We start from the raw sequence: 22,816 nt of genomic DNA, 5'->3' as shown, positions 1-22,816 counted from the left end.
AACCAAGGGCGCAACTACCAACTGCCGCTGCGTTGGCGCATCTGACTGACCACCTCATCGAGCGCTTTTTGTTCGCGTCGGTCGGCCTCAATCAACTCTTCCATGGAGACTTTTTCCACCAACTGATTGAGCGTTTTGCGGCGCTGATAAAGCCCCTGCCAATGCTCCAGTAATTTGCCTTCCTGCTCCTGCCATTGCTGGATGACACCACGCTGGCGGCCCATCACCGTTTCCAACTGGTCGATAAAACCCTGAGTACGGCGCCACTGTTCGATGGAAATACCCGTGCCACCGCTGATCTGCAAAGACTGATGGTAATCGCGCTGATATTCGGCCAGTTCATCCAGCTGTTTAATTTCCCGCTCCAGCTGAGCACGCGCCTGCTGCAACGCCTGGGCAGCCTGGTCTTCCCGCTGTTTGGCCAGCCGTTCGATGACTTGTAAGCGCTCGGATCGCTTCATCAGTAATCATCGCCTCGCTTGGGCATTGCCGGCGCGCCGATTACGCGCGCCCGGTTTGGCCAGCGGCCGGCCTTTTTGCAAGCTGCCACCGCCATTGTTGGCATTGGCGTTGTCCTGCGCCGGCGGCAACATCTGACCCATTTGCTGCAGGCTCTCGTCGTAACCTACCCGCTCGCCCAGGCCCTGCTGCAGGAAGCCGGTCACTCTGGGATAGAGCGCTATGGCTTCATCGATCGCCTGATCGGTGCCAGGGCTATAAGCGCCGATGGAAATCAGATCCCGGTTTTGCTGATAACGCGCCCAGATCTGTTTGATTTTTTGCGCCTGTTTAAAGTGCGCCTCGGGCACCACCTGCGACATCGCCCGGCTGATACTTTGCTCGATATCGATGGCCGGATAATGGCCTTCTTCGGCCAGGCGACGATTCAATACAAAGTGGCCGTCGAGGATTGCTCGAGAGGAATCGGCGACCGGATCCTGTTGATCATCGCCTTCGGTCAGAACGGTGTAGAAGGCGGTGATGGAGCCACCCCCGGCTTCGGCATTACCGGCGCGTTCCACCAATTGCGGCACCCGCGCGAATACCGAGGGCGGATAACCTTTGGTTGCTGGCGGTTCGCCAATGGCCAGGGCGATTTCACGTTGCGCCTGGGCATAACGCGTCAGCGAATCCATCAGCATCAGCACATTCTTGCCCTGAGCGCGGAAATATTCGGCGATGGCGGTGGTGTATTGCGCCGCGCGCAAACGCAGCAAGGGCGCATCATCAGCCGGCGAGGCAACCACGACTGAACGCGCCAGCCCCTCTTCGCCGAGGATGTCTTCAATAAATTCTTTGACTTCCCGGCCGCGTTCGCCGATCAGCCCGACGATGGTGATATCGGCCGTGGTAAAGCGAGTCATCATGCCCAGCAGCATGGATTTACCCACACCGGAGCCCGCGAACAACCCCAGACGCTGACCACGGCCAACCGTCAGTACCGAGTTAATAGCGCGGATACCGACATCGAGTGGCTCACGAATCGGCTGACGGTGCAGCGGGTTGATGGTTTCGCCGTTAAGGTTCTGACGTACCCGACAGCCAATCGGCCCTTTGCCATCGATGGGTTCGCCAAAGCCGTTCACCACCCGACCGAGCAACTCCTCACCAATGACCAGTTCGCTGGCGGTCTCCACCGGCACCACGCGCGCGCCGGCACGCAAACCGCTGATCGGCTGCACCGGCATCAAAAAGGCCTTGTCGTCCTGGAACCCAACCACCTCGGCTTCGACGCAATTACCACGATCGATCACCTGGCAACGCTCACCAACGGTGGCATTCAAACCAATAGCTTCGAGCGTTAAACCCACCATCCGGGTCAAACGGCCCTCAACAATGACCGGCGCCTGATCGGGCAGCCAGCGCTGGCTGTCGTTGAGGTAATCAGCGAGGCTCATCGTCTGGCGACTCTTGGCTGGCAGGTGGGACGTTCGGATCGGCAACAGATGGATCGGCTGCTTCAGATGTGTCGTCAGCCGAGGCCGTCGAGTTGCTTTGATCGCTGTTGGTTGCATCCGCGGCTGGCGGGGCATCCTGATCGGGTTCGGTCAGACTTTCTCCAGCCGGTGCTTCCCCGATCGCTGCATTATCCGACGGTGCCTGGTCGGCGGTATCCGTCGTAGCGGATTCGGCTGCGGCATTTGATTCAGCAGCGGCGGATTGTTCTGGGCCCATCGACTCACTGAGAATTTCCTGCGGCTGGTCGTCGGTGCTCAATGGTGTGTCTGCCGCCGCTGCATTGGCCTCGGGTAAGGTCCAGGGCTGGCTCAGCTGGTCCAGACGTTCGGATAACCCCGACTGCGCCAACAGATTGCTGATCTGTTGGCGAAAGCGATGTTCCAGGCTGTAATCGATATAGCTGAACCGGGTGCGAACCCGGCAACCACCCCGGTTCAATTGCGCATCGGCCTGCAAGGTCCAGTGGCTGTCGGCGATGGGCTCGACCAGAGCCAGATCCTCCGGATGCAATTCAATGGTCAGCCGTTCATCGGCATTGGGTAATGCCTGAATGGCGCTGTGCACCAGTGCTTGAATGTGGTCGGGTTTTAACGCCAGTTCGGCATCAAAGAGGTTACGCGCCAGCCGCACCGCCAGCGCCATCAAGCCTTCGCGCAACGCCGCTTCCTGTTTCGGCAACAGGCCTTGCAGTTGCTCCAGCACGGCTTTCAGCGGCGCCAGTTCCTCATCAATTCGCTGCTGCTCTGTCTTGCGCGCTGCTTCATAGCCAGCTTGTTCGCCCACGCCACGGCCAGCCTGCTCGCCGGCTTCATAACCCTGCTGGTGACCGGCTTTATGACCTTCCTGCTGACCCTGTTTCATGCCCTGCTGATAGCCGGATTCAAAACCTTCGTTAAAGGCGTCGTCATGAATCTGGCGGATTTCTTCAGCGGTCGGCGGTTGAATGTCGACGCTTTCAACGTCTTCGGTAACCGTGGCGATCGGTTTGGGCCGGTCGTCGATCAAATTGCCCTGCGCATCCCAGCGCGGCAGTCGATAGGTTTCAATATCCAGATCCTGATTGTTCTCTTCTGGATGGTGCAACGGCGGTTTACGCATGGATGGCGCCATAACCTACTACTCCCCTGGCGGCGGCCGATGGCGGCCTCACACCATGGCCTCGCCACCGGTTCCACCGAGGGCGATTTCGCCCGAATCGGACATGCGTCGGGCGATGTTGAGGATTTCTTTCTGTGCCACTTCGACATCGCTGAGCTTGACCGGGCCCATGGCGTCCATGTCGTCGCGCAGGATTTCGGCGGCACGCTTGGACATGTTGCCGAGCATTTTTTCCTGCAGCTTCTGATCGGAACCGCGCAAGGCGACTTTGAGCAAGTCGGTCGGTACTTCGCGCAGCAGCATCTGAATGCCGCGGTCGTCGATGTCGGACAGGTTTTCGAAGACGAACATAAGGTCGGCAATTTCCGCCGCCAGATCTTCGTCGACGGTTTTGATGCCGTCCATGATTTCGGCTTCGACGCTGGACTCGAGGAAGTTCATGATCTCGGCCGCGGTCTTCACGCCGCCCAACGACTGAGCCTGAGCACCGGCGCTGGAAGAGAATTGTTTTTCCAAAATGGAGTTCAACTCCTGCAAAGCGATTGGCTGGACGGTTTCCAGAGCCGCCACCCGCATAACGATATCCAAACGCACTTTTTCGCTGAACTGGGCGAGAATTTCCGCCGACTGATCCGGCTCCAGATAGGCGATCACGATGGCCTGAATCTGGGGGTGTTCGTTGCGGATGATGTCGGCCACAGCGCGGGGTTCCATCCACTTCAGCGTATCCAGACCGGTGGTGTTACCACCGAGCAGAATGCGGTCAATCAGGCCAGTGGCCTTATCGGCACCCAGCGCCTGGGTCAGCATGTTACGAATATAGTCGTTGGCGCCAATACCGAGACTGGTCTGACCGCCGACTTCTTCCAGGAACAGACGCACCGCCCCTTCCAATTGTTCCTGGCGCACTTCCGATAAGCCGGACATGGCGGTACCGACGCGCTGCACCTCTTTCGGCCCCAGGTGCTTGAGCACCTCGGCGGCGTCGGCTTCACCCACGCTCATCAGCAGGATGGCCGCCCGGTTCAGCCAACTGATGCCGTCCAGCGCCTTGGTGGCGTCTTCGGTGCCCTGGGGCACCGGCAAATTCGGATTCTGCTCAGTCATTGCTCATGATCCAACGTTTCAGTACCAGTGCCACCCGGCCCGGGTCTTCTGCGATCAGACCGCGCAAGGCGTCCAGCTGCCGTTCAAACTGCTCCGACGGTCCCGGCAGCGCGTATTCATCGGCCGTACTCAGCGTTACCTTGTCGTCGGTGATGGAATCCTCATCGACATCCAGCGACGCCAGATCGTCCTCTTCGTCTTCATCCTCACCACGACTCAGCAAGGAGCGCAGTGCTGGCCTGAGTATGCCGAACACCAGGATCAGAACAAAGAGGCCAGCCAATATCTGTTTGGCAATCTCCCAGAACCAGGGCTGGGTGTACCAGGGCGAATCATCAACGGCGTCGGCCACGCCGCGGAAGCCTGAGTTGACGATATTGACGCTGTCGCCCCGGCTCGGGTCGAACCCGACCGCGTCCTGAACCAGTAAACGCAACTGTTGCAGGTCGGCCTCGGTCCAGTTTTCGCGCACCGGCTCACCGGTTTCCGGGTTGGTGCTGACCAGATCGTCAACCACCACAGCCACCGTCAGTCGACGCATCCGGCCCTGCTGGAATTGAGTGTAGCTCAGGGTGCGGTCGACTTCGTAGTTTCGGGTCGCCTCATTACGCGTGGTCGACGGCGGCGGCGTGTTGTTCTGCGCTTCCGGATCAACCTCTTCCGGCGCTTCCGCCGCGCCCGGAGGCTGGTTGGTCAAGGCGCCGGGAATACCACCTTCGGGTTCACCGATGCGCTCTTCTTCGATGGTCTGCTCCGACCGCAGCGCAATCAGATCCGGGTTGTACAGTTCTTCGGCCTGCTCGACCTGAGTAAAGTCGATATCGGCGTTCACTTCGGCGCGGAAATTATCGCGCCCGACCACCGGACCCAGAATGGAGTTGATCTGGTTCAGCAGGTTGTCTTCCACCCGCTGGGTGTACTGGAACTGTCGATCGGTCAGTTCATCTTCGGGGTTTTCAGTCTGGGCCGACAGCAACTGGCCGCGCTGATCAACCACGGAAACGTTTTCCGGTTTCAGTTCGGGAATGGAGGTGGCGACCAGGTTGCGAATGGCTCGAATCGAATCGACATCCATATCGGCGCCGGCGTGCAATTCGGTGAATACCGAGGCGGTCGGCTGGCGCCGGTCGCGAATAAAGACCGAGCGTTCGGGAATGGCCAGATGCACGCGCGCGGCCCGCACCTGATTCATCGACGCTATGGTACGCGCCAACTCGCCTTCGAGCGCGCGCATATAGCGAGCGTTTTCCATAAACTGCGAGGTGCCCAACGGCTGGTCGTCGTCGAGCAGTTCGTAGCCCACGGTTTGATCGTTCGACAACCCGGCCCCGGCAATGGCCAGGCGCGCCCGGTGCAGATCATCCTGACGCACCAGGATCACACCGCTGGCCGGGTCGATATCGAAATTCACTTTCTCGCCCTGCAACACCTGAATGACGTCGGCGGCCGCATAGGTGTTGGTGGAATTCATCAATGGATGGTAGGTCTCGCGCTGCGACCAGAGCACCACGCCAAGACCGAGTGCAATACTGGCCGCCAGACCCACCAACAGACCGAACTGGCGCATCATGGTCAGGCGGTTAAAACCGGCCACCAGCGGATGCATTTTTTTCAGCGCAGAAGGTTCTTTATCGACCAGATCAGGACTGTCATCGGCGCCTGCGCCGGTCGTGGCAATAGCCGTGCCGGAACCAGCCTCCGCACGCGTTGCCGGCAATCCGCTTTGGGCGTTGTTATCGCTGTCGTCGGAGGTATTACCGGCTGCAGCAGGGACATTTTCGGTCATGGTCTCGCTTCACTCTTCAGCACCGGTCCAGCCGGCGTACTGACACCCAAAGGCATCAGATCGGCATGTTCATAATGTCCTTATAAGCCTCGACCATCTTGTTGCGAACCTGGGTCATGGCCTGAAAGGAGACGCTGGATTTCTGCAGGGCAATCATTACTTCGGGGAGGTCGACTTCCGGGTCGCCCTGCTCGTAACGGGTGGCAATTTCGCTGGCCGCCATCTGCGTATCGTTAACGGTGTCGACGGCGGATTTGAACATCTCACCGAAGGACGGCACATGGCCCATCGGCGGCATGCCATCGAGTTCGTTGATGCCACCAGGCGTTTGCGGTTGCGGTAAATTGAGTTCGGCTTCCGGACGCACCGGTCCGGACTGATTACGCACCTGTTGCATCTGCTGCTCGAACGACGGCCCTTGCAGCGGTTGCGGCCCAGGCGGACGCGGTACTTGCATCTGCTCACGGATTGAGCGCATCTGCCCAAGGACGTTTTGAATGTCGGCTCGATCAGTCATCTGCCTTTCCCTCTTCCCGCTGACACCCGGCTTGTGGCAAGCAAGGTGTCAAAAATTAGCTGCTGCTGTGTGCATCAGGCTGTCTGTATCTGGGCTGGCGACAAAAAACAGTCACTTTGGTCGCCAAAACGCCCGCTATACAGTCATTGAGCAAAGGGCGGGCCAACTTTTGCCGGCGGCTTGGTTTTTCCGGTCAAACCCTGCCGCCGACTGGCCGGTTAACGAATACCGGCGATGGCGCCGTCCACATCCATGCCCAGTTCACGCATGCGCGCCAGCTTGTAACGCAGCGTCCGCGCTGAGATTCCCAGCTTGTCGGCCGCCTTGTTTTTACGCCCGCCGGTCACGCGCAATGCATTGAGGATCAATTCGAATTCGTGGTGTTTCAGGTCGCGGTGGATGCCGTCGTTGTTGTCCAGGTTGTCGTCATCCAAATCCATGTCCGGGGCGGCTTCGGAATGCTCGAACCGGTGGCTGGTCATCACCGGACGGCGCGCTTCGAAGTCGATCAGATGTTCACCATCCAAACCCAGATCCTGCGCCGTGACCCACTGACCACTTTGCAGAATTAAAGCGCGTTGCAGAGCGTTATCGAGCTCGCGGATATTACCCGGCCAGTCGTAACTCAAAATCCGATCGCGGGCGGAATCATCCAAAGCGACGTTACCTTTGTGCATTTTGCGCGCGTGCAGCGATAACAGATGCTGTGCCAGCGGCAGCAAATCACCACGACGGGCACGCAGCGGTTGCCACTGCAACGGGAAAACATTCAGGCGGTAATAGAGGTCTTCACGGAAACGACCGGCGCGCACTTCTTCAAGCAGATCTCGGTTGGTGGTCGCCAGCACGCGCACATCCAGGGCGATGGTGCGACGGCCGCCGATGCGTTCCACTTCACGCTCCTGCAAGACGCGCAGCAATTTTGCCTGCAGACCCAGATCCATTTCGGAAATCTCGTCCAGCAAAATGGTGCCGCCATTAGCCTGTTCGAACTTACCGGCCTGGCTTTGAATGGCACCGGTGAAGGCACCTTTTTCATGACCAAACAAGGTGGCTTCGAGCATATTTTCCGGAATAGCGGCGCAGTTGATAGCGACAAAAGCTTCGCCCGCACGCGCCGATTGCTGGTGAATAAAACGCGCCAGCACTTCCTTACCGGTTCCGCTTTCACCGCTGATCAAAATGGTGGAATCGGTAGCCGCGACTTTGCGAGCCAGCGCCAACACTTGCTGACTGGCCGGCTCAACGGCGATGGGATCGTCTTGTGTCGCCGGCGTTGCCTGGCCATGACGTTCAATCAAGTCGATCAACTGATCAGGCTCGAACGGCTTGACCAGATAATCGACCGCGCCAGCCTGCATTGCTGCCACCGCTTTATCGACCGCGGCATAGGCGGTGATCAGCAACATCGGCAAGTCAGGGTGATGTGTACGCACATAGTCGAGCAGCTGATGGCCATCCATGCCTGGCATATTGACGTCGCTGACGATGAAATCGACCGACTGTTCTTTCAGTCGCGCCACCGCCGCTTCGCCGCAATCGGCTTCGATAACGTCATAGTCCGACAACTTCAGGGTGTCGCTGACCGCTTCACGCAGGTTGGCATCATCTTCTACGATCAAAATATTCATGATGGTCTTTCTCCTAAACGACGCTTTCAGCGCTCGGCCCTAACGGGCAGGTTCAGGTGCACGACAGTGCCCTTGCCTGGCTGGCTGTCGATCTCAAAATCGCCCTGATGGGCACGAATAACGGCCATGACAACGGGAATACCGAGGCCGGTGCCGTGGCTTTTAGTGGTGAAAAAAGGTTCGCGAATTTGCGCCAGGGTTTGTTCATCCATACCCGGTCCCTGATCGCGAATGGTTAAGCGCAAGCGATCACCGCGACGTTCGGCGGCGATAGCAATATCTGGATCATTAGGGCTGGCTTCAAAGGCGTTGTTGATCAGATTGCACAGCGCGCTGACCAGCGCATCTTTTTGGCATTGCAGCTCAACATCAGCGGCATCGTTGTGCCAGTGCAACGCCTTGGGATATTGCTCGATCCGGGCTGATAAGTTGTCGGCCATAACGGTGAACAACTCACTGACACTGAGCCGATGCACCAGCTGGCATTCACCTTTAACAAAGATCAGCATGTCCTGAACCTGCTGCTCAAGGTGATGCAAACGACCGATCAGTTTATCGACAAACTGACCGCGCACCTCGTCGCTGACGCGTGGATTTTTCAGATTGGAGGCGTAGAGCATGGCCGCCGACAAGGGCGTACGAATCTGATGTGCCAGGGAGGCAACCATCCGCCCCATGGCCGTTAATCGTTCGTGGCGAGACAACTTGGCCTGCAAGGCGCGCGTCTGGGTCTGGTCGCTGAGCAGAATCAATTGACCGGCGTTATCCAGAGCGCAGGTTTCGATACTGACCAGACGCCCATCAGCCAACGAAATTTCGTGGCCATCGTTCTGCCGCGGCTTAAACGTCTGACGAATAATCCGCCCCCAGGGCACGCCGACCAATTCCGGCAATCCATCGCTGACCAGCAGCGACTGCGCCGCCGGATTCACGCGCCGAACGATGCCGGTGTTATCGACCACCACCACACCCGCAGGCAGCAGATTGAGCAGACTTTCCAACTGATCAGCCAGGCGCTCTTTTTCACTCAGCTCCTGCATGCGCTGCTCGCTGACCGACGCCAACTCGCCACTGAGTTCCAGCACCCGACTTTCCAGCATCTCGTAGCTTTCGGTCAGTTGCTCCGACATCTGGGTAAAGGTCACAAAGGCTTGCTGCAGATCGGCGAGCGAACGGTCGCGCATCGCTTCCGCTTCCGGAGCGGGTTTTTGCATCAAGCTGTCAAATTCGGGCGCGCCCATTAATACTCCCACTGACCATTTATTGGCACTTTTTGGTGTCACGGGAGGGCTACTGCAAAGGTGGTGCCAAAAGCGGACAAAGCTAGCCGCATCAAGGCCTGCAGCGGTTCTTCAGGCGGAAATTTTCGACCGACGGCAATGTCTTGACGGATTTTGGCACCATCATTCGCACCGCCTGATAACGCTTAAAGGCGGCTAAGACAGCGGGCAAGTGGTGGCTGTTGTGCAGTGCTAAAGGAGGGAAACAGCCTGGCGCCAGAACGCGCCAGGCTGGGCAGATCAATTAACGGCTTCGCGTTTGTTGATCTTATACTTACGCATCTTCTCGACCAGGGTGGTGCGACGAATATGCAATTTTTCAGCGGCCCGGGCGACCACACCCTGAGCATCATCCAGAGCCTGCTGAATCAGGGATCGCTCCAGGTCGGTCAGATACTCTTTAAGGTCCAGACCGTTGACCGGTAACAAGGCCGACTGGTCAAAATTAAAGCCGCCCCCGTCGGTCGATGCCACCATCGGCATGGAGCTCATCAGGGCGTCGTCTTCATCTTCAACGTGGCGATATTTAATCGGCAATTCCTGCACGCCAATCACCCCATAGGGATGCATGATCGCCAATCGCTCAACCAGGTTGGCCATCTCGCGAACATTGCCCGGCCAGTCATGGCGTACCAACGACATGATGGCGGCTGAACTGAAACGAATGGAACCGCGCTTTTCGTTTTCCATGCGCGAAATCAATTCGTTCAACAGCAGAGGAATGTCTTCGGAACGCTCACGCAGCGGCGGCATTTCGATCGGGAAAACATTCAGCCGATAATAAAGATCCTCACGGAACACACCTTCTTCAATCATCTGCTCCAGATTGCGGTGTGTCGCTGCGATGACCCGGATATCGCAGGTAAAGGTCTTGTTGCCACCGACGCGTTCAAAGGTGCGCTCTTGCAACACACGCAGCAATTTAACCTGCATGTTGAGTGGCAGGTCGCCAATTTCATCGAGGAAGAGCGTGCCGCCTTCGGCCATTTCGAAACGACCGGCCCGGGCGGTAATGGCACCACTGAAAGCACCTTTTTCATGGCCGAACAGTTCGCTTTCGATCAATTCACTGGGAATGGCACCGCAGTTGACCGGGACAAAAGGCTTATGACGTCGATGGGAGTTGTAGTGCAGGTTGCGCGCGACCACTTCTTTGCCGGTGCCGCTTTCACCCTGGATCATCACCGTGACTTCTTTGTCAGCAACCTGAGTCATCATCTCGCGCACCTGCTGTACGCCACGACTGGAGCCGACCAGAGAACGAAACAGATTCACCTCGCGACGCTGGCCACGACCGCGGGTCAGATCAAACTGTTCGCGATACATCTGCGCCCGGTGCAGGGTGTCGAGCATCTTGTTGTAGGTGGGCGGTGAATGCAGCTTGGCGATGACCTGACGGCGCAGGCATTCATCGAGCAATTCCACCTCGGGATGATCGTCCATCAAAATGACGGGCAAGCCTTCATCCCACTGCACCAGCGACTGGACCATACCAGCGAGCGATGCGCTGCTCCGACCGACCAAAACTGCCACCAGGTCTTCCGGGCCAGATACCGAATCGGTAATCTGCGCCTGCCAGTTATCACTGGAAACGCCAACACAGGTTTCGCCAAGAAATTGAAGAATGACTTCAAAATCCCTTCGACGCTGGTCGTCGTCATCGATCATCAACAGTTTGATTTCACGCAACATCGTGAACAATTCCTCACAAAACACCGGAAGCATGTCACAGTCAAAGTGAGATAACGTCAGCAAATTGACTGTCAAACAATAGTAAAGACGTATCGACTCTGACTGTCAAACCGATGACTACTTCACATTACAGCCCGAATTTACGCTGATAAAGCGTTGATTTTCAAGCGGTTTACACGGCAATTCAAACGTTTCCTTGACAAAGTGCACACTCAGTAACAAAAAAAAGCGCCCCACCCTGCCCCTGACGGGGAGGGTTAACGCACATTCTGTACGGAAATTTAACCGGTGATTTTCCAGCGTTTTTGATGCAATTCAGCCGTTGTCGCCGCCTGATCATCACGAAGCTGAGCAAATTCAGCCACAGCTTGCTGATAAAGCTCAATCAAGATACCCAGGTGGCGTTGCAGGGGGCGACTGCTGAAATTGTCCTGCGCCAGAGCCAGATTAACGTCCTGGAGCCATTCATTGACCGCATCATCCCACTGCGCCATCGCCTCGGTGTCGACTTCCGACTGCAAGCCTAAGCCCTGCTCGATCAACTGACGAGAGCGGTCAACCAGCACCTCGGCTTCAAGCGCCATCCGTGGGCCCGGCCGTTTTCATGCTCTGCAGCGCTTCTTCGCGGATTGCATCCCAGGCGGATTTAATCTGAATCAGCAAATCGGTGACTTCGTCGAGAATGCTGTTGTCATTGCGCACATTGGCTTCGAACAGGCGACGAATCATGTAGTCGTACAATCGCTCCAGGTTCAGCGCCAGATCACCAGTATCGGTGTTAAGGCTGTCTTGCAGGCCACCAATGATGTCGATGGCGGAATTCAGTGCCTGACTTTTGCGATCGTATTCATTGCGCTCGATATGTCCCTTGGCAGTGGAAATACGAGCCAGGGCCCCTTCGAACAGGAGTTGGATAAGACGGTGCGGATCTGCATCCATAATGGACGTTTCGGTACCGACCGTTTGGTACTGCTTGATACCCTGAGCATACATAGGGGTATTACCTCGCTGACGGCTGGAATCATTCATAAGCCACCTCCCGAAAAGCCTTTCGGAAGCATACTTCAGTTAGCGGCTGGATGTAGGGAAAGTTGAGCCTGATCCGGTCATCACTTTTATGCCGTTTTTTCCGCTCTGGCATTGTCCTTGCTCTTTCCTCCAGCACAGCCTTTCAGGCAACGGTTTTGGCCTGAAAAACGGTAAGGAGTTGCCGGTTAGTCACTATGGATGGTCGTATTTTAGCCGGTTTGGATGGATTAGAGGCTCAAGCAGAGCCGGACGGGTAGCCTTATGAGACAAGCGTCCCAAGCACTGACGCAAACACCGCCTCTGGTGAATCCTGCTGACAGCCCTTCGCTGCAGGAATTGGAAAACCAGGCGCGGCATTGCTATGAGCAAAGTTTGAGCAGTCGCGTCAGTAACGAACATACCGCTCAGTATCGGGCTCAGGCCCGACAACTGGCACAACGGATGTTAGCGCTGGCCCCGGATCATGCGCTGGCGCTTAACTTGTTGGGCCGGATAGCCCTGGACGAAGGCTTTTACGAATCGGCTGAAGATCTGCTGCAACAGGCGCTTAACCTGAATGGCAATGACGCCGGCTGCTGTTATTCACTGGGTCATGTGAAGCTGGCTCAGCGGCGCTTCGATGACGCCATCACGCTGTTCTCACGCGCTTTGCAGCTGGCCCCGGATGAAACCCGGGCGGCCACCTCTCTGGTGTATACCTTTGCCCGTCAGGGCAAGATGGTTCAGGCCTTCAACGGCTACCGCAAACTCTTTCGCACCCACCCGGACAACGATCATATCCGCGCCCAGCTGTTTGATGTGGTCCGGCACATCCAGGCCGATCACTATCAGGTCGACCTGGAAACCGATCTGATCAGTTGGTTAAAGCTCGACAACGTCGCCCACGATGGCCTGTCCCGCCTGGCAGCCAGTTTACTCAAGCACAAATATCAGTTGGACGATCCTGACGCCGTGATCGACCTGCAAGATCTGGCGCGCGATGAATTACTGCAATTGGCACTGTCACGACTTTATTTCACGCACGCCGGTCTGGAGTCTTTCTTGGTGATGGTGCGCAAGCAAGTGTTGCTGCACAGTCTGGCCGGTCAGTTCAGCGACACCGCCCTGCTGCGTCTGGCGGCCGCCTTTTGCATGCAGGCGGCGCACAACGAACATGTCTACGCGGTGGATGAGGATGAGCAATCGCTGTTAAGCGCCTTAGCCGAACTGCTGCACAGCACCCTGAATAATACCGCCTCACTGCAACCCAACGATGTGCTCAGCGCGCTGCTGATGTATGGCATGTACGAACCACTGGCAGAGCTCCAGGGCGCGCAGCGGTTATTGCAAATAGCCAACAATCGTTGGCCGTCTTATGTAAGACCGGTCATTAGCCACTGCCTGGCAGGCCCGCTGGATGAAATTAAACAGGCGCGTGAGATCGAACGGCTGACGCTCATCGAGGATAAAATCTCTTTGCAGGTGCAACAGCAGTATGAACAATCGCCCTACCCGCGCTGGTTGCATCTGGGTTACAACACACCGACCAATTACGGTCGGGCTCTGGAAGCCGAGCTGGAAGGTTTTAAAGCACCGCAGTTCTTTAATATGGGCACCATAAAAGTCTTGGTGGCCGGTGCCGGCACAGGCCGACAGGCGTTACGCATCGCCAAGTATTTCCGCAATGTTGAAGTGACCGCCCTTGACCTTAGCGCCCGCAGCCTGGCCTACGCCAAGCGCATGGCGCAGCGTTATCACATTCACAACATTCGCTTTATGCAGGGTGACATCCTGGCGCTCGACGCATTAGATGAACGCTTTCATGTCATCGAATGCTCGGGCGTATTGCACCATATGGCCGACCCACAAGCCGGCCTGGCACAGTTAACCACCAAGCTGGAAAATAACGGCGTAATCAAGCTGGCCCTGTACAGCGAAGTGGCTCGTCAATCGGTCGTGGCGGCACGACAGTGGATCGCAGATTTCGGTTATCGGGCCCGGCGCGATGACATCCGTCGTTTTCGCACACACCTGCTGGAGAATCGGCTCGAGGGCGATTTTAAAGCCTTGCTCGAAGCCCCGGATTTTTACTCCACCAGCGGCTGTCGCGATCTGTTATTCCATGTGCAGGAACATCGCTTTACACCCAGCCAACTGAGCGATCTGTTAACTGACCACAACCTGGAATTTCTGGGGTTTGTGCTGCCAGCTGCAACCAAGCAGGCATTCCGGCAACGCTTCGCGCACAGTGCTTTCACTGATCTTAAGCAATGGGAGCAATTTGAAATAGAACGCCCGACCACTTTTGCAGCCATGTATCAGTGTTATGTTCGCTTGAGATAATGCCAGTCGCAGTCACAAAAAAAGGCGCTTTGAAAGCGCCTTTTTTAATGAACATGACCCGTCCTAAATAGAGTTGACACATTCCGCCTTCAACCTTGGGAGAATGTGATGAATCAACGAGTTAAGCGCACACAACGCGATTACCCCCTCACCTTTAAACAAGCCGTCGTGGACCAAGTGGAAAATGGTGAGCTGACCTATTCACAGGCTCAGGTACGCTACGGTATTCAGGGGCGATCAACGGTCCTAAACTGGTTACGTCGATACGGCCATCAGGACTGGAGTCCTGGGGCGGTTCGCCACACACCTCGGAGCTCCGCCATGACAAAATCACCGCTCACCCCAGAGCAACGCATCAAAGAACTGGAAGAGCAATTGCGCCTGGCTGAACAGAAGGCGGAGTTTTTCGAAGCCGTGGTCGAGGTCATGGAGAAGGATTACGGGGTGTCCGTAAAAAAGCAGTCGGGAAGATCCTCGCGCAAGAACGCGTCGAGGGATTAACCATCAGTCGCGCGTGCCACTTTCTGGGCATCAGTCGCCAAGCCTGGTATCAGGCGCAACGCGCACAACTCGCCCAAGACGCTCGGGTACGTCAGGTGATCGACTTCGTGCGATCCATTCGCTGCCACCAGCCTCGGATTGGCACTCGTAAACTCCATTATTTACTGCATCAACAAGCCGATCGGGCGCTGCATCTCGGTCGTGATCAGTTGTTCCACCTGCTGCGCGCCCAGCGTCTGCTGGTCCCAAGACGTCGGGCTTACCACAAGACGACCCAAAGCCATCATCGCTTTCGACGCCATCCGAACCTGCTCAAACCGGGTCCGGAACAGGTGGTAGCCCAAAGGCCCAACCAGATCTGGGTGGCGGACATCACCTATCTACCGACACGCTGCGGAATGAGCTATGTGAGCTTGGTGACTGATGCCTACTCACGCAAAATCGTTGGTCACTCGGTGCATGACAATTTGCGCAGTGACGATGTGGAACAAGCTCTGCGCAAGGCGTTGCGTGAACGAACGGGACGAGCGCCACTGATCCATCATTCAGATCGGGGTATCCAATATTGCTGTGACAGCTATCAGCAACTGCATCGTCAGTATGGTATTCAATGTTCGATGACGGATGGTTATGACTGTTACCAGAACGCGTTGGCCGAACGCGTGAACGGCATCCTAAAGACAGAGTTCCTGTTGGTTCAGCCGAGGGATATAGAGCAGGCTCGTCAGATGGTGGATGAATCGGTGCAAACCTATAACCGAGATCGGCCACACTTGGCTTTGAAATACAAAACGCCCGACGCTGTGCATCGGGCGTTTTAAGAGGGAATAGGTGTCAACCTATTTTAGGACTAGACAACAACCCTATCAGTCTTTAGAAGGCTGCATCGCTTCAAACTGCTGCGTCAGGAAGCTTTGCGTGTTCTGCAACTGGCTGATCAGCTTGTCGTTAAAAATAAACTTACTGACCAGATTCTCTTCCATCGCCTTCATACGAATATCGAGCTTGGAACGCTCCTCTTCGATAAAGGCCATTTCGTCATCCAGTGATTTCTCACGCTGCGTCAAGGACCCAGATATACCAATCATGTCATCCAGCGCATCCTGCATCCGCGAGAAAATACCGTCGACAAGCGAGATACTGCCACGTTGACCGGTTTGCGAACCGGAGATTTTCAGAATCATCCCTTTGGCATCGTTACTCGCCTCGGTGGCCTCTTTACCGGGCACGCCCACTGTTGTCGGGGTCATGGCCAGAATATCGGAAAGGCCAGGATCGATTGACATCACCTCGACGGTGGACTCTTCACCTTTGGAGGCGGATATGATGCCGAAGGTATCGGTGTCTTCATCGTATTGAACCGAAACCGATTTACCACTGTTTTCCAGGTCGGCATTGATCTTACGCTGCATTTCCGCAGCCATCTGGTCGCCGCTGGTGTAAACGCCTTCGGTCAATTCAATGGTGCCGGACTCGACGTCATCGATCTTAACTTGAAACGATTTATTGGTCGCATCAATCACAACCGCACTTTCGAAAGCGGCCCCTTTACCACCCAGCAAATAACCGTTGGTCGACAGATTCGAACTTTCCTGCGCCGTCAGATATTGACCCCGCCCAGTGGCTTCGTAGCCGTTGATGGTGCCTTTAACGTCTTTGCCCTGAACCGGATCGGCTTCATCCCCCAGAGGTGGTGAGAAACCGAGCATGATCATGCCCACGTCGTTGACGTCCAGGAACGCCACCTGAGTGTCGTTGCCGAAGGTCACACCAAAGCTGCCGTTACCATCTTCATCGACGTTATAGCTGACTGTCGCCTGCGAATCGAAGCCCTGGTACAAGCCCTTGGCCAGACCAAAACCATCAGCACCATTAACCTGAGGTCCCTGATCCGCCAGACCCAGTACTGACTGCGCATTGGCGTCGGCATTTTTCAGTTCGATGGTGGCGTCGGCGCCAAAGGTGGCCTCAGTCGGCTCGCCGTTTTTCGAAACCGTTTCAAAATACAGCTGATTGCTGGCATCCAAGCGGGCTTTGATATCGCCCGGTTTGAACTCGCCGCCGGTGTTGACCAGCGCGGAATCCAGCGCTTCCTGAATGGCCGCCAGATTGGACTCGGCATCGTTACTGCCGGCGGTGCCATCACCATCGACGGTTACATCGATATTGACGCCATCGACTTCCAGCGTGAAGTTGGCCGGGCTGGCGCTGAAGTCAATGCCGGTCGACAGATCAACCGAGCCGGCGGTGGTGGTCGCGCCAAGACCGTCGCTGGTAATTTCGATCTGTTGGGTTGAACCGGTGATATCGGTGGTCAGTACCAAGCCACCACCGGACGTTGAGGCGGTGACCACGCCGGCGCCAAGTTCGGCATCAATGGCTTGCTGAATACTGTCGAGCGTATTCGTACCATTGCTATTCACATTGATGGTGTAGTCAGTGCCGTTCAGCTTGAAGCCGAACTGGGCCGGGTCTGCCGCAAAGTCGACACCGCCACTGAGGTTGCGACTGCCTTTGGTGGTTCTGGCACCTTCGGCACCGGCCTGCACAGCGGCGTCATTGTTAATGGCGGTCTGAATGGCCGCGGCCAGGTCTTCGGGGGTTTCATAGGTGCCGGCAGCGACACTGATGGTGCCACTGGTGACATCGGCGCTGCGGTTGCTGAACGCCAATTGGAATTCGGCATCGCTGTCGAGCGTGACACCACTGGTACCCACTCCTTCCTGCAGCCCCAGCGGATCCGTTCCGGTACTGCTGACATTGCTGACTTCCAGCGTCTGGGTACCCGCCTCCGGTTCGGTGCGGAACACCAGCCGACCGTTATTATTAAATTCTGCGGTGACCACACCCGCCAAACCGGCGTTGTTAATCTCGGACTGAATATAAGACAGAGCATCGGCGCGAGTACGATTGGTGGTTACGTTGCCGTCGGTATCAACGATATCCGACCAGTCTTCATCCAGGTTAATGGTGTAAGTACCATCGTTAGCGGTACCGGTCAGCGTCAGGTCGAACTGAACTTCGTTCTCAGAAAAGTCGATGCCATCCTGAATATCAAACGCATTCAGCGACGCCAGCGACTGGGCACCAAAACCACCGGCGCCAAGATTGCTGTAAGACTGACCGTCGACGCCACCAAAGGTGGCACTGGTCAAGCCCAGGGTGTTGGCCAGGGTGGCATCCATATTGTTGATGTTGATGGTCGACGCCGAACCAAATTCTGACGAGGTAATCGACAGACTCTTGCTGTCGGCGTCGAAACCGACCGCCACTGATTTACCCGAACCGGCATAGGCCTGGTTGATGGCGTTCTGAATCATCTGTGCCAGGTCATCGCCGTTATCGTAAGAGCCCTGCTCGAGCTTGATATCGCGCACAGAATTACCCAGCGCCAGCTGGAATTCATCGTTACTGCCGCCGATCACCAGATCGCTGGCAAATCCCAGCGGCTCGGCAGATAAACCCTGCCAGCGTGCCTGGGTCGCAGCCTGTTCAATAAAGATGTCGTAGTTGCCAGGTTTGGTGTCGATACCCTTGGCGATGTATTTAATCTGCGGATCATCAATGATCTGCTGATTCGCCAGCAAACCGGCCATGCCGGCGGCATCTTCATTCATGGCTTTGCGGAAGGTGGCGCGGTCGAATTCCAGCAAATAATCATTGTTGGGATTCACTTCCAGACCAACCTGAACCAGGCTCTTATAGTCGCTGCCGACCAAACCATCGACGATGGTATTCAGGCTGCTGCGGATCTTTGAATAGCCCAAACGAAGCGAGGTTTCACCCAGCAGCAGGCCAGCCGAATCCTGTTCATCCGGATTGTACCGATTGACTTCGTCGTAGACTTTTTTGAAATAGTTGTAAGCGTCGACATACTCTTCCATCTTGTCGAGCACGTCATTGGTATTGCGGCTGATGCTCAGGTTGATGGTGTCACTGCTTTGCTGCAACAGGTTCAGCGTTACCCCTTCAATGGCCTCAGTTACCTCATTACTGGATGAGGTAATTTCCAGACCATTGACGCGCAACACCGCATCCGCACCCTTCTGGGTTTCGGTCATATTGTTGGCGGGATCGTTTTGCGAACCGTTATAGGCCAAGGCTTGCAAATCAGCATCGCCACTGGCGTTAATCTGCATGCTGGTGTTTTCACCGGTTTCGTCACTGGTCAGTTGTAGGCGGTAACCGTTACCGTCAAAAACAATACTCGCAGTAACGCCCTTAACGTCGCGATTAATGGTGTCGCGAACCCCGGTCAGGGTGTTGTTGTCTTCGGTGATATCAATGGTGACGGGGGTAATGCCTTCGTTCTGGGTAAAGCCGTCATAATCACCCGTCACTTCGTCATAACTGGTGGTACCCAGGGTAAAGGTCAGTTGGCCTAAACCGACGGTCGCCGTGGTGGTTCCGTAATTCTTGGATGCCAGACTGTGCGAGCTGGCGACGCGATCAACATCGATTCGGTAGCTGCCCGGGCGGGCTGCACTTTGGGTAGAAGCGGCCAGGACTGATTCGTCACTGATGCTGGCAGAGGTCCCCATGATGAGGCTGGCATCCGCCAGAGATGAAGCGGCCTTACTGACAGTGTCCAAGGCGGTACGGACTTCAGCGTAGGCTGAAATTTTTGCCGTCGCGCGATTTTCCCGCTGCTTCAGGCGCAGTTCCGTAGCTTCACGTTCTGCAGTCAAGATATCGGTCAACAGTTTGTTGTCGAGCAACCCTGAACCGATACCCAAAGACGAAATACTGGCCATATCCTTTACCTCTATGCCGTCGTTTCAATGCGTACGCCGAAAACGCAAAAAAGGATACCAAGGGTATCGGCTTGCACCGCGTACACTTGATATCCCTTGTTGTAAAGAACAGTTATTTCCAGTCGGTATTTTGACGCTTCGGTCATTACACCTGAGCGGAAAACAACATCAAAGGCTCTTCCTGATTCAATTTTCGGGCCAGCGATACAGCATCTTCACTCGGAATCTGACGAATCAGTTCATCGGATTGCTTATCGAACACCCGGATGATAGTTAAGCCTGCCTCTTCATCCACTTGAAAATTGAGCTTCCGCTCGGCTTGCTGAACGTAATCATTCAGCCTGGCTACTGCCTCTTTGATGCGGTCATCCATGGATTCGGTTGCAGCTGAACGTTCAGCAACCTCCGTTTCTTCTGGCGACTCCTTCTCATACAACTGGGCAGTTTCCAGTTTCTCCCGAGTCGTTTCAGCATTTTCCACAACTTGGGCCGGCAAGGATTTGCCGCCTTGCGGCGACTTTTCGCTTGTCTGGCTCACTAATGCGGCAGGTAGAGCGTTCAATGATGGACCGTTGAACTCACTCATTACACACCTCCCGTCATCTCAGTTAAAACCGGGGCGGATTACCGCGCCAACCCCCTAAGGGAATGGGCGGCTGGCCGATGGATCAGGCCGCCGCCCCCTCAGTTATTAACCGAGCAGTGACAGGACCTGCTGCGGACGCTGGTTGGCCTGAGCCAGAACCGAGATACCGGCCTGCTGCAGTACCTGTGTCCGTGACAGTTCAGCGGTTTCGGCCGCAAAGTCCGCATCACGAATCCGTGAGTTCGCCGCTGTCAGGTTCTCCTGGGAGATCTGCAGGTTGCTCACTGTGGATTCGAAACGGTTCTGCAAGGCACCGAGGTCGGCACGCTGAGAGTTCACTGCGTCCAGGGCGTTATCGATCGCAGTCAGAGCCGCTTCGGCGCCTTCTGCAGTAGAGATATCGATTTCGCTCAGGAACATACCGTCTTCACCGTTACCGAAAGTACCGCGGATGAAACCGCTGTCTTCCAGGCCTTCAGTACCGGCAGTACCGGCTTCCAGCATGATTTCACGGGAAGATTCCAGGGTCACTGTAGAGTGCGTGGTTTCAGCAATCAGAGCACTGGCAATACCACCGGAGAAGGCACCACCGGCAGCGTCAAGTACGAAGACCTGACCGTTACTCAGTGTCGCTGCAGCAATCGCAGCAGAAGAGGCGTTAGCCGCTGTCACTGCACTTGCGAAACCGATGGAGGCACCCACCACACCCGAGGTGAAGGTGATACCAGAGGTACCCAGACCACCGATACCATCGACATCTGAATCCAGACCCCAGGCGGCAGTACCAGAATCACTGTCAGCCAGGGCAAAGACGGAGATGTTACGGCCATCGGCAGCAGTCAGGGTGATTGACTTACCGTTGAACTCAGCAACCACACCAGTCTGACCAGACTTGGAGTTAATCAAGCCGACAGTGGTGTTGATGTCTTGCTGACGATCACCTTGAGAAGTGACGGTACCGATATCAACGTTGTTGATCCACAGGTCCATCTGGGCACCCGTAGAAGCAACCGCTGAATCGTCATTACCACCGACAACGACAGTCTCATTGACCTTGGCGTACACGCCGGTGCTTTCAGAGGCACGGTTGATGGCAGCGGCAATCGCAATACCAGAAGCGGCACCGTCAGACATCACAGCGTTGGTATCAGAAGCACGGTCGTCCAGAGCGGAGCTGGCACCGATGGTTACACCGTTGATGATGATGTCACCATCTTGCAAAGCACCATTCTTAACCAGGTCTTTCAGCGCAGTATCCAGCGCTGCTGCAGTGGTGTGATCAACCATGGTCGCAGTTGTACCAACCACAGTACCGGCAGTACCCAGCACGTTAGCTTGCGCTTCGTTGGTGTAAACCGCTGTCGCACGATCGTAAGTACCGCGCTGCAGACCCGCATTGGCCAGGTCACCGTTACCGGTTCCGTCGCCGCCACCGATAACGATTTCTTTGGTCGCACCATTAGCAACCAGAGTAAAACCACCGGTTTCGGTCTGAGTTTCGCCAGCCGCACCAATATCAAGACCTGTACCCGCAGCGGTCAGGGTGCTACCGGCGTTGTTGGTGATGGTGATGTTACGGCCATCTTCGGCGACCAGAATTACGCCGTTATCAGCGCTGCCACTGTCAACCGCACGAACACCAGTCTGTTCAGCTTTGGCGTTGATAGCAGCCATAACAGCCGCCCGGGTAGAAGCCAATTCTGAATCATTGGAGTTGGTGGTGGTGGACACGTCGATGTCGACGCCATTGATGGTCAGGGTACCGGCCTGTGCAGCAGTAGACTGCATCGCAGCACCGTTGACTTCGTTGGCATTAACAAAGGCTTCAACGCCGGTCTGATCAGAATAACGGTTGATGGTTGCGACTTTAGCGATCGCAGACGCTTCGGCATTGGAAACAGACGAAGTGTCGTCACCCGACTGAGACGGACCAATGGCGATGCCATTGATGATCAAGTCGCCGTTACCCAGCGCTTCATCAGTACCGTAAGAAGACACACCTGACTGGGCGTCAGAACCCAGGCGATCCACAGTCAGCGCAGCAATCTGCACGTCTACGGTTTCACCAGCGTTAGCACCGATCTGGAAAGTACCAGAGAAGTTACCGTCCAACAGCTTACGGCCGTTGAAGTTGGTGTCTTCAGCAGTACGACGCAGTTCAGCAATACGCTGCTCAACTTCCGCTTGCAGAGCAATACGGTCATCGGGGTTGTTGGTGGTGTTGACTGACTGGTTAGCCAGGTCACGAATCCGCTGCAGGTTCTCAGTCATTGCACCCAGAGCACCTTCAGCAGTCTGGGCCAGAGAGATACCGTCACCGGCGTTACGAATCGCTACGCCCAAACCACGGGTCTGAGACTCAAAGCGAGTGGAGATTGCCAAACCTGCCGCATCGTCTTTGGCGCTGTTAATCCGCAGACCGGATGACAGGCGCTCCAACGCTGTGCTGTTGGCACTCTGAGAGTTGTTGAGGTTACGCTGCGCCGTCAACGACGCCATGTTGGTATTAATAATCTGCGGCATGAGATGGTCTCCTCTATTGCCAGTGTGCCCA

16 protein-coding genes are annotated in these 22,816 nt (G+C 56.0%); 2 read left to right on the top strand and 14 right to left on the bottom strand.

Annotation, left to right across the window (positions count from 1 at the left end; translation table 11 throughout):
• Window positions 1-14: 14 nt before the first annotated feature.
• From fliJ to fliS, 11 genes are all read right to left on the bottom strand, one after another.
• Complete coding sequence (gene fliJ / locus ACXAE6_RS13800; RefSeq protein WP_475149363.1) at window positions 15-461, bottom strand: flagellar export protein FliJ; 447 nt, start codon at window positions 459-461, stop codon at window positions 15-17.
• Between the two features lie 6 nt (window positions 462-467).
• On the bottom strand, window positions 468-1,898 hold the full coding sequence (gene fliI, locus ACXAE6_RS13795; protein WP_475149359.1) for a flagellar protein export ATPase FliI: 1,431 nt from the start codon (window positions 1,896-1,898) through the stop codon (window positions 468-470).
• Window positions 1,885-3,057: a FliH/SctL family protein gene (locus tag ACXAE6_RS13790; protein ID WP_475149355.1), complete on the bottom strand. Its 1,173-nt coding sequence runs from the start codon at window positions 3,055-3,057 to the stop codon at window positions 1,885-1,887. Before ACXAE6_RS13790 ends, fliI begins: the two co-directional genes overlap by 14 nt.
• Window positions 3,058-3,105: 48 nt before the next feature.
• Complete coding sequence (gene fliG / locus ACXAE6_RS13785; protein ID WP_392803868.1) at window positions 3,106-4,164, bottom strand: flagellar motor switch protein FliG; 1,059 nt, start codon at window positions 4,162-4,164, stop codon at window positions 3,106-3,108.
• The gene (gene fliF, locus ACXAE6_RS13780) at window positions 4,157-5,950 is read right to left on the bottom strand and encodes a flagellar basal-body MS-ring/collar protein FliF (RefSeq protein ID WP_475149349.1); all 1,794 of its coding nucleotides are present in this window, start codon (window positions 5,948-5,950) and stop codon (window positions 4,157-4,159) included. Before fliF ends, fliG begins: the two co-directional genes overlap by 8 nt.
• 55 nt (window positions 5,951-6,005) lie before the next feature.
• Window positions 6,006-6,467 carry a flagellar hook-basal body complex protein FliE gene (fliE, locus tag ACXAE6_RS13775; RefSeq protein ID WP_392803873.1) on the bottom strand — a complete coding sequence of 154 codons (462 nt, stop codon included), beginning with the start codon at window positions 6,465-6,467 and terminating at the stop codon, window positions 6,006-6,008.
• Window positions 6,468-6,685: 218 nt separating this feature from the next.
• A complete protein-coding gene (locus ACXAE6_RS13770) occupies window positions 6,686-8,098 on the bottom strand; it encodes a sigma-54-dependent transcriptional regulator (RefSeq protein WP_475149345.1) in 1,413 nt (470 codons plus the stop codon).
• Between the two features lie 26 nt (window positions 8,099-8,124).
• On the bottom strand, window positions 8,125-9,339 hold the full coding sequence (locus ACXAE6_RS13765) for a sensor histidine kinase (protein WP_475149341.1): 1,215 nt from the start codon (window positions 9,337-9,339) through the stop codon (window positions 8,125-8,127).
• Between the two features lie 279 nt (window positions 9,340-9,618).
• Window positions 9,619-11,070, bottom strand: a complete 1,452-nt coding sequence (locus tag ACXAE6_RS13760; RefSeq protein WP_475149338.1) for a sigma-54 dependent transcriptional regulator — start codon at window positions 11,068-11,070, stop codon at window positions 9,619-9,621.
• 281 nt (window positions 11,071-11,351) lie between these two features.
• Window positions 11,352-11,654 (bottom strand): hypothetical protein, encoded by a 303-nt coding sequence (locus ACXAE6_RS13755; protein ID WP_475149334.1) that lies wholly within the window; start codon window positions 11,652-11,654, stop codon window positions 11,352-11,354.
• Window positions 11,644-12,099 carry a flagellar export chaperone FliS gene (fliS, locus tag ACXAE6_RS13750; protein WP_392803883.1) on the bottom strand — a complete coding sequence of 152 codons (456 nt, stop codon included), beginning with the start codon at window positions 12,097-12,099 and terminating at the stop codon, window positions 11,644-11,646. Before fliS ends, ACXAE6_RS13755 begins: the two co-directional genes overlap by 11 nt.
• A 261-nt stretch (window positions 12,100-12,360) precedes the next feature.
• On the opposite strand from fliS, the gene ACXAE6_RS13745 reads away from it, so the two are divergent.
• Window positions 12,361-14,421 carry a class I SAM-dependent methyltransferase gene (locus ACXAE6_RS13745; RefSeq protein WP_475149330.1) on the top strand — a complete coding sequence of 687 codons (2,061 nt, stop codon included), beginning with the start codon at window positions 12,361-12,363 and terminating at the stop codon, window positions 14,419-14,421.
• Window positions 14,422-14,529: 108 nt separating this feature from the next.
• Window positions 14,530-15,743, top strand: a protein-coding gene (locus ACXAE6_RS13740; protein ID WP_475149327.1) for an IS3 family transposase whose coding sequence is annotated in 2 segments (ribosomal slippage) — window positions 14,530-14,887 and window positions 14,887-15,743 — 1,215 coding nt in all. Because the reading frame shifts where the segments join, the coding sequence is not laid out codon by codon here.
• Between the two features lie 45 nt (window positions 15,744-15,788).
• Here the strand turns inward: ACXAE6_RS13740 and fliD are convergent.
• From fliD to ACXAE6_RS13725, 3 genes are all read right to left on the bottom strand, one after another.
• On the bottom strand, window positions 15,789-19,676 hold the full coding sequence (fliD, locus tag ACXAE6_RS13735; protein ID WP_475149324.1) for a flagellar filament capping protein FliD: 3,888 nt from the start codon (window positions 19,674-19,676) through the stop codon (window positions 15,789-15,791).
• A gap of 145 nt (window positions 19,677-19,821) precedes the next feature.
• Window positions 19,822-20,262 carry a flagellar protein FlaG gene (locus ACXAE6_RS13730; protein WP_475149321.1) on the bottom strand — a complete coding sequence of 147 codons (441 nt, stop codon included), beginning with the start codon at window positions 20,260-20,262 and terminating at the stop codon, window positions 19,822-19,824.
• A 105-nt stretch (window positions 20,263-20,367) separates the two neighbouring features.
• Entirely contained in the window at window positions 20,368-22,785 is a 2,418-nt protein-coding gene (locus ACXAE6_RS13725) for a flagellin N-terminal helical domain-containing protein (protein WP_475149317.1), read from the bottom strand.
• Window positions 22,786-22,816 lie beyond the last annotated feature (31 nt).

It is taken from the genome of Saccharospirillum sp. ABV4_185 (genome assembly GCF_056159245.1).
Note: the sequence above shows the minus strand (reverse complement) of the source record. Positions and strands in the feature narration are given on the sequence as shown.

Bases quoted from the DNA above. Each gene is read 5' to 3' on its own strand.
- fliJ (WP_475149363.1), bottom strand. From the start codon at position 461: ATGAAGCGATCCGAGCGCTTACAAGTCATCGAACGGCTGGCCAAACAG.
- fliI (WP_475149359.1), bottom strand. From the start codon at position 1,898: ATGAGCCTCGCTGATTACCTCAACGACAGCCAGCGCTGGCTGCCCGAT.
- ACXAE6_RS13790 (WP_475149355.1), bottom strand. From the start codon at position 3,057: ATGCGTAAACCGCCGTTGCACCATCCAGAAGAGAACAATCAGGATCTG.
- fliG (WP_392803868.1), bottom strand. From the start codon at position 4,164: ATGACTGAGCAGAATCCGAATTTGCCGGTGCCCCAGGGCACCGAAGAC.
- fliF (WP_475149349.1), bottom strand. From the start codon at position 5,950: ATGACCGAAAATGTCCCTGCTGCAGCCGGTAATACCTCCGACGACAGC.
- fliE (WP_392803873.1), bottom strand. From the start codon at position 6,467: ATGACTGATCGAGCCGACATTCAAAACGTCCTTGGGCAGATGCGCTCA.
- ACXAE6_RS13770 (WP_475149345.1), bottom strand. From the start codon at position 8,098: ATGAATATTTTGATCGTAGAAGATGATGCCAACCTGCGTGAAGCGGTC.
- ACXAE6_RS13765 (WP_475149341.1), bottom strand. From the start codon at position 9,339: ATGGGCGCGCCCGAATTTGACAGCTTGATGCAAAAACCCGCTCCGGAA.
- ACXAE6_RS13760 (WP_475149338.1), bottom strand. From the start codon at position 11,070: ATGTTGCGTGAAATCAAACTGTTGATGATCGATGACGACGACCAGCGT.
- ACXAE6_RS13755 (WP_475149334.1), bottom strand. From the start codon at position 11,654: ATGGCGCTTGAAGCCGAGGTGCTGGTTGACCGCTCTCGTCAGTTGATC.
- fliS (WP_392803883.1), bottom strand. From the start codon at position 12,099: ATGAATGATTCCAGCCGTCAGCGAGGTAATACCCCTATGTATGCTCAG.
- ACXAE6_RS13745 (WP_475149330.1), top strand. From the start codon at position 12,361: ATGAGACAAGCGTCCCAAGCACTGACGCAAACACCGCCTCTGGTGAAT.
- fliD (WP_475149324.1), bottom strand. From the start codon at position 19,676: ATGGCCAGTATTTCGTCTTTGGGTATCGGTTCAGGGTTGCTCGACAAC.
- ACXAE6_RS13730 (WP_475149321.1), bottom strand. From the start codon at position 20,262: ATGAGTGAGTTCAACGGTCCATCATTGAACGCTCTACCTGCCGCATTA.
- ACXAE6_RS13725 (WP_475149317.1), bottom strand. From the start codon at position 22,785: ATGCCGCAGATTATTAATACCAACATGGCGTCGTTGACGGCGCAGCGT.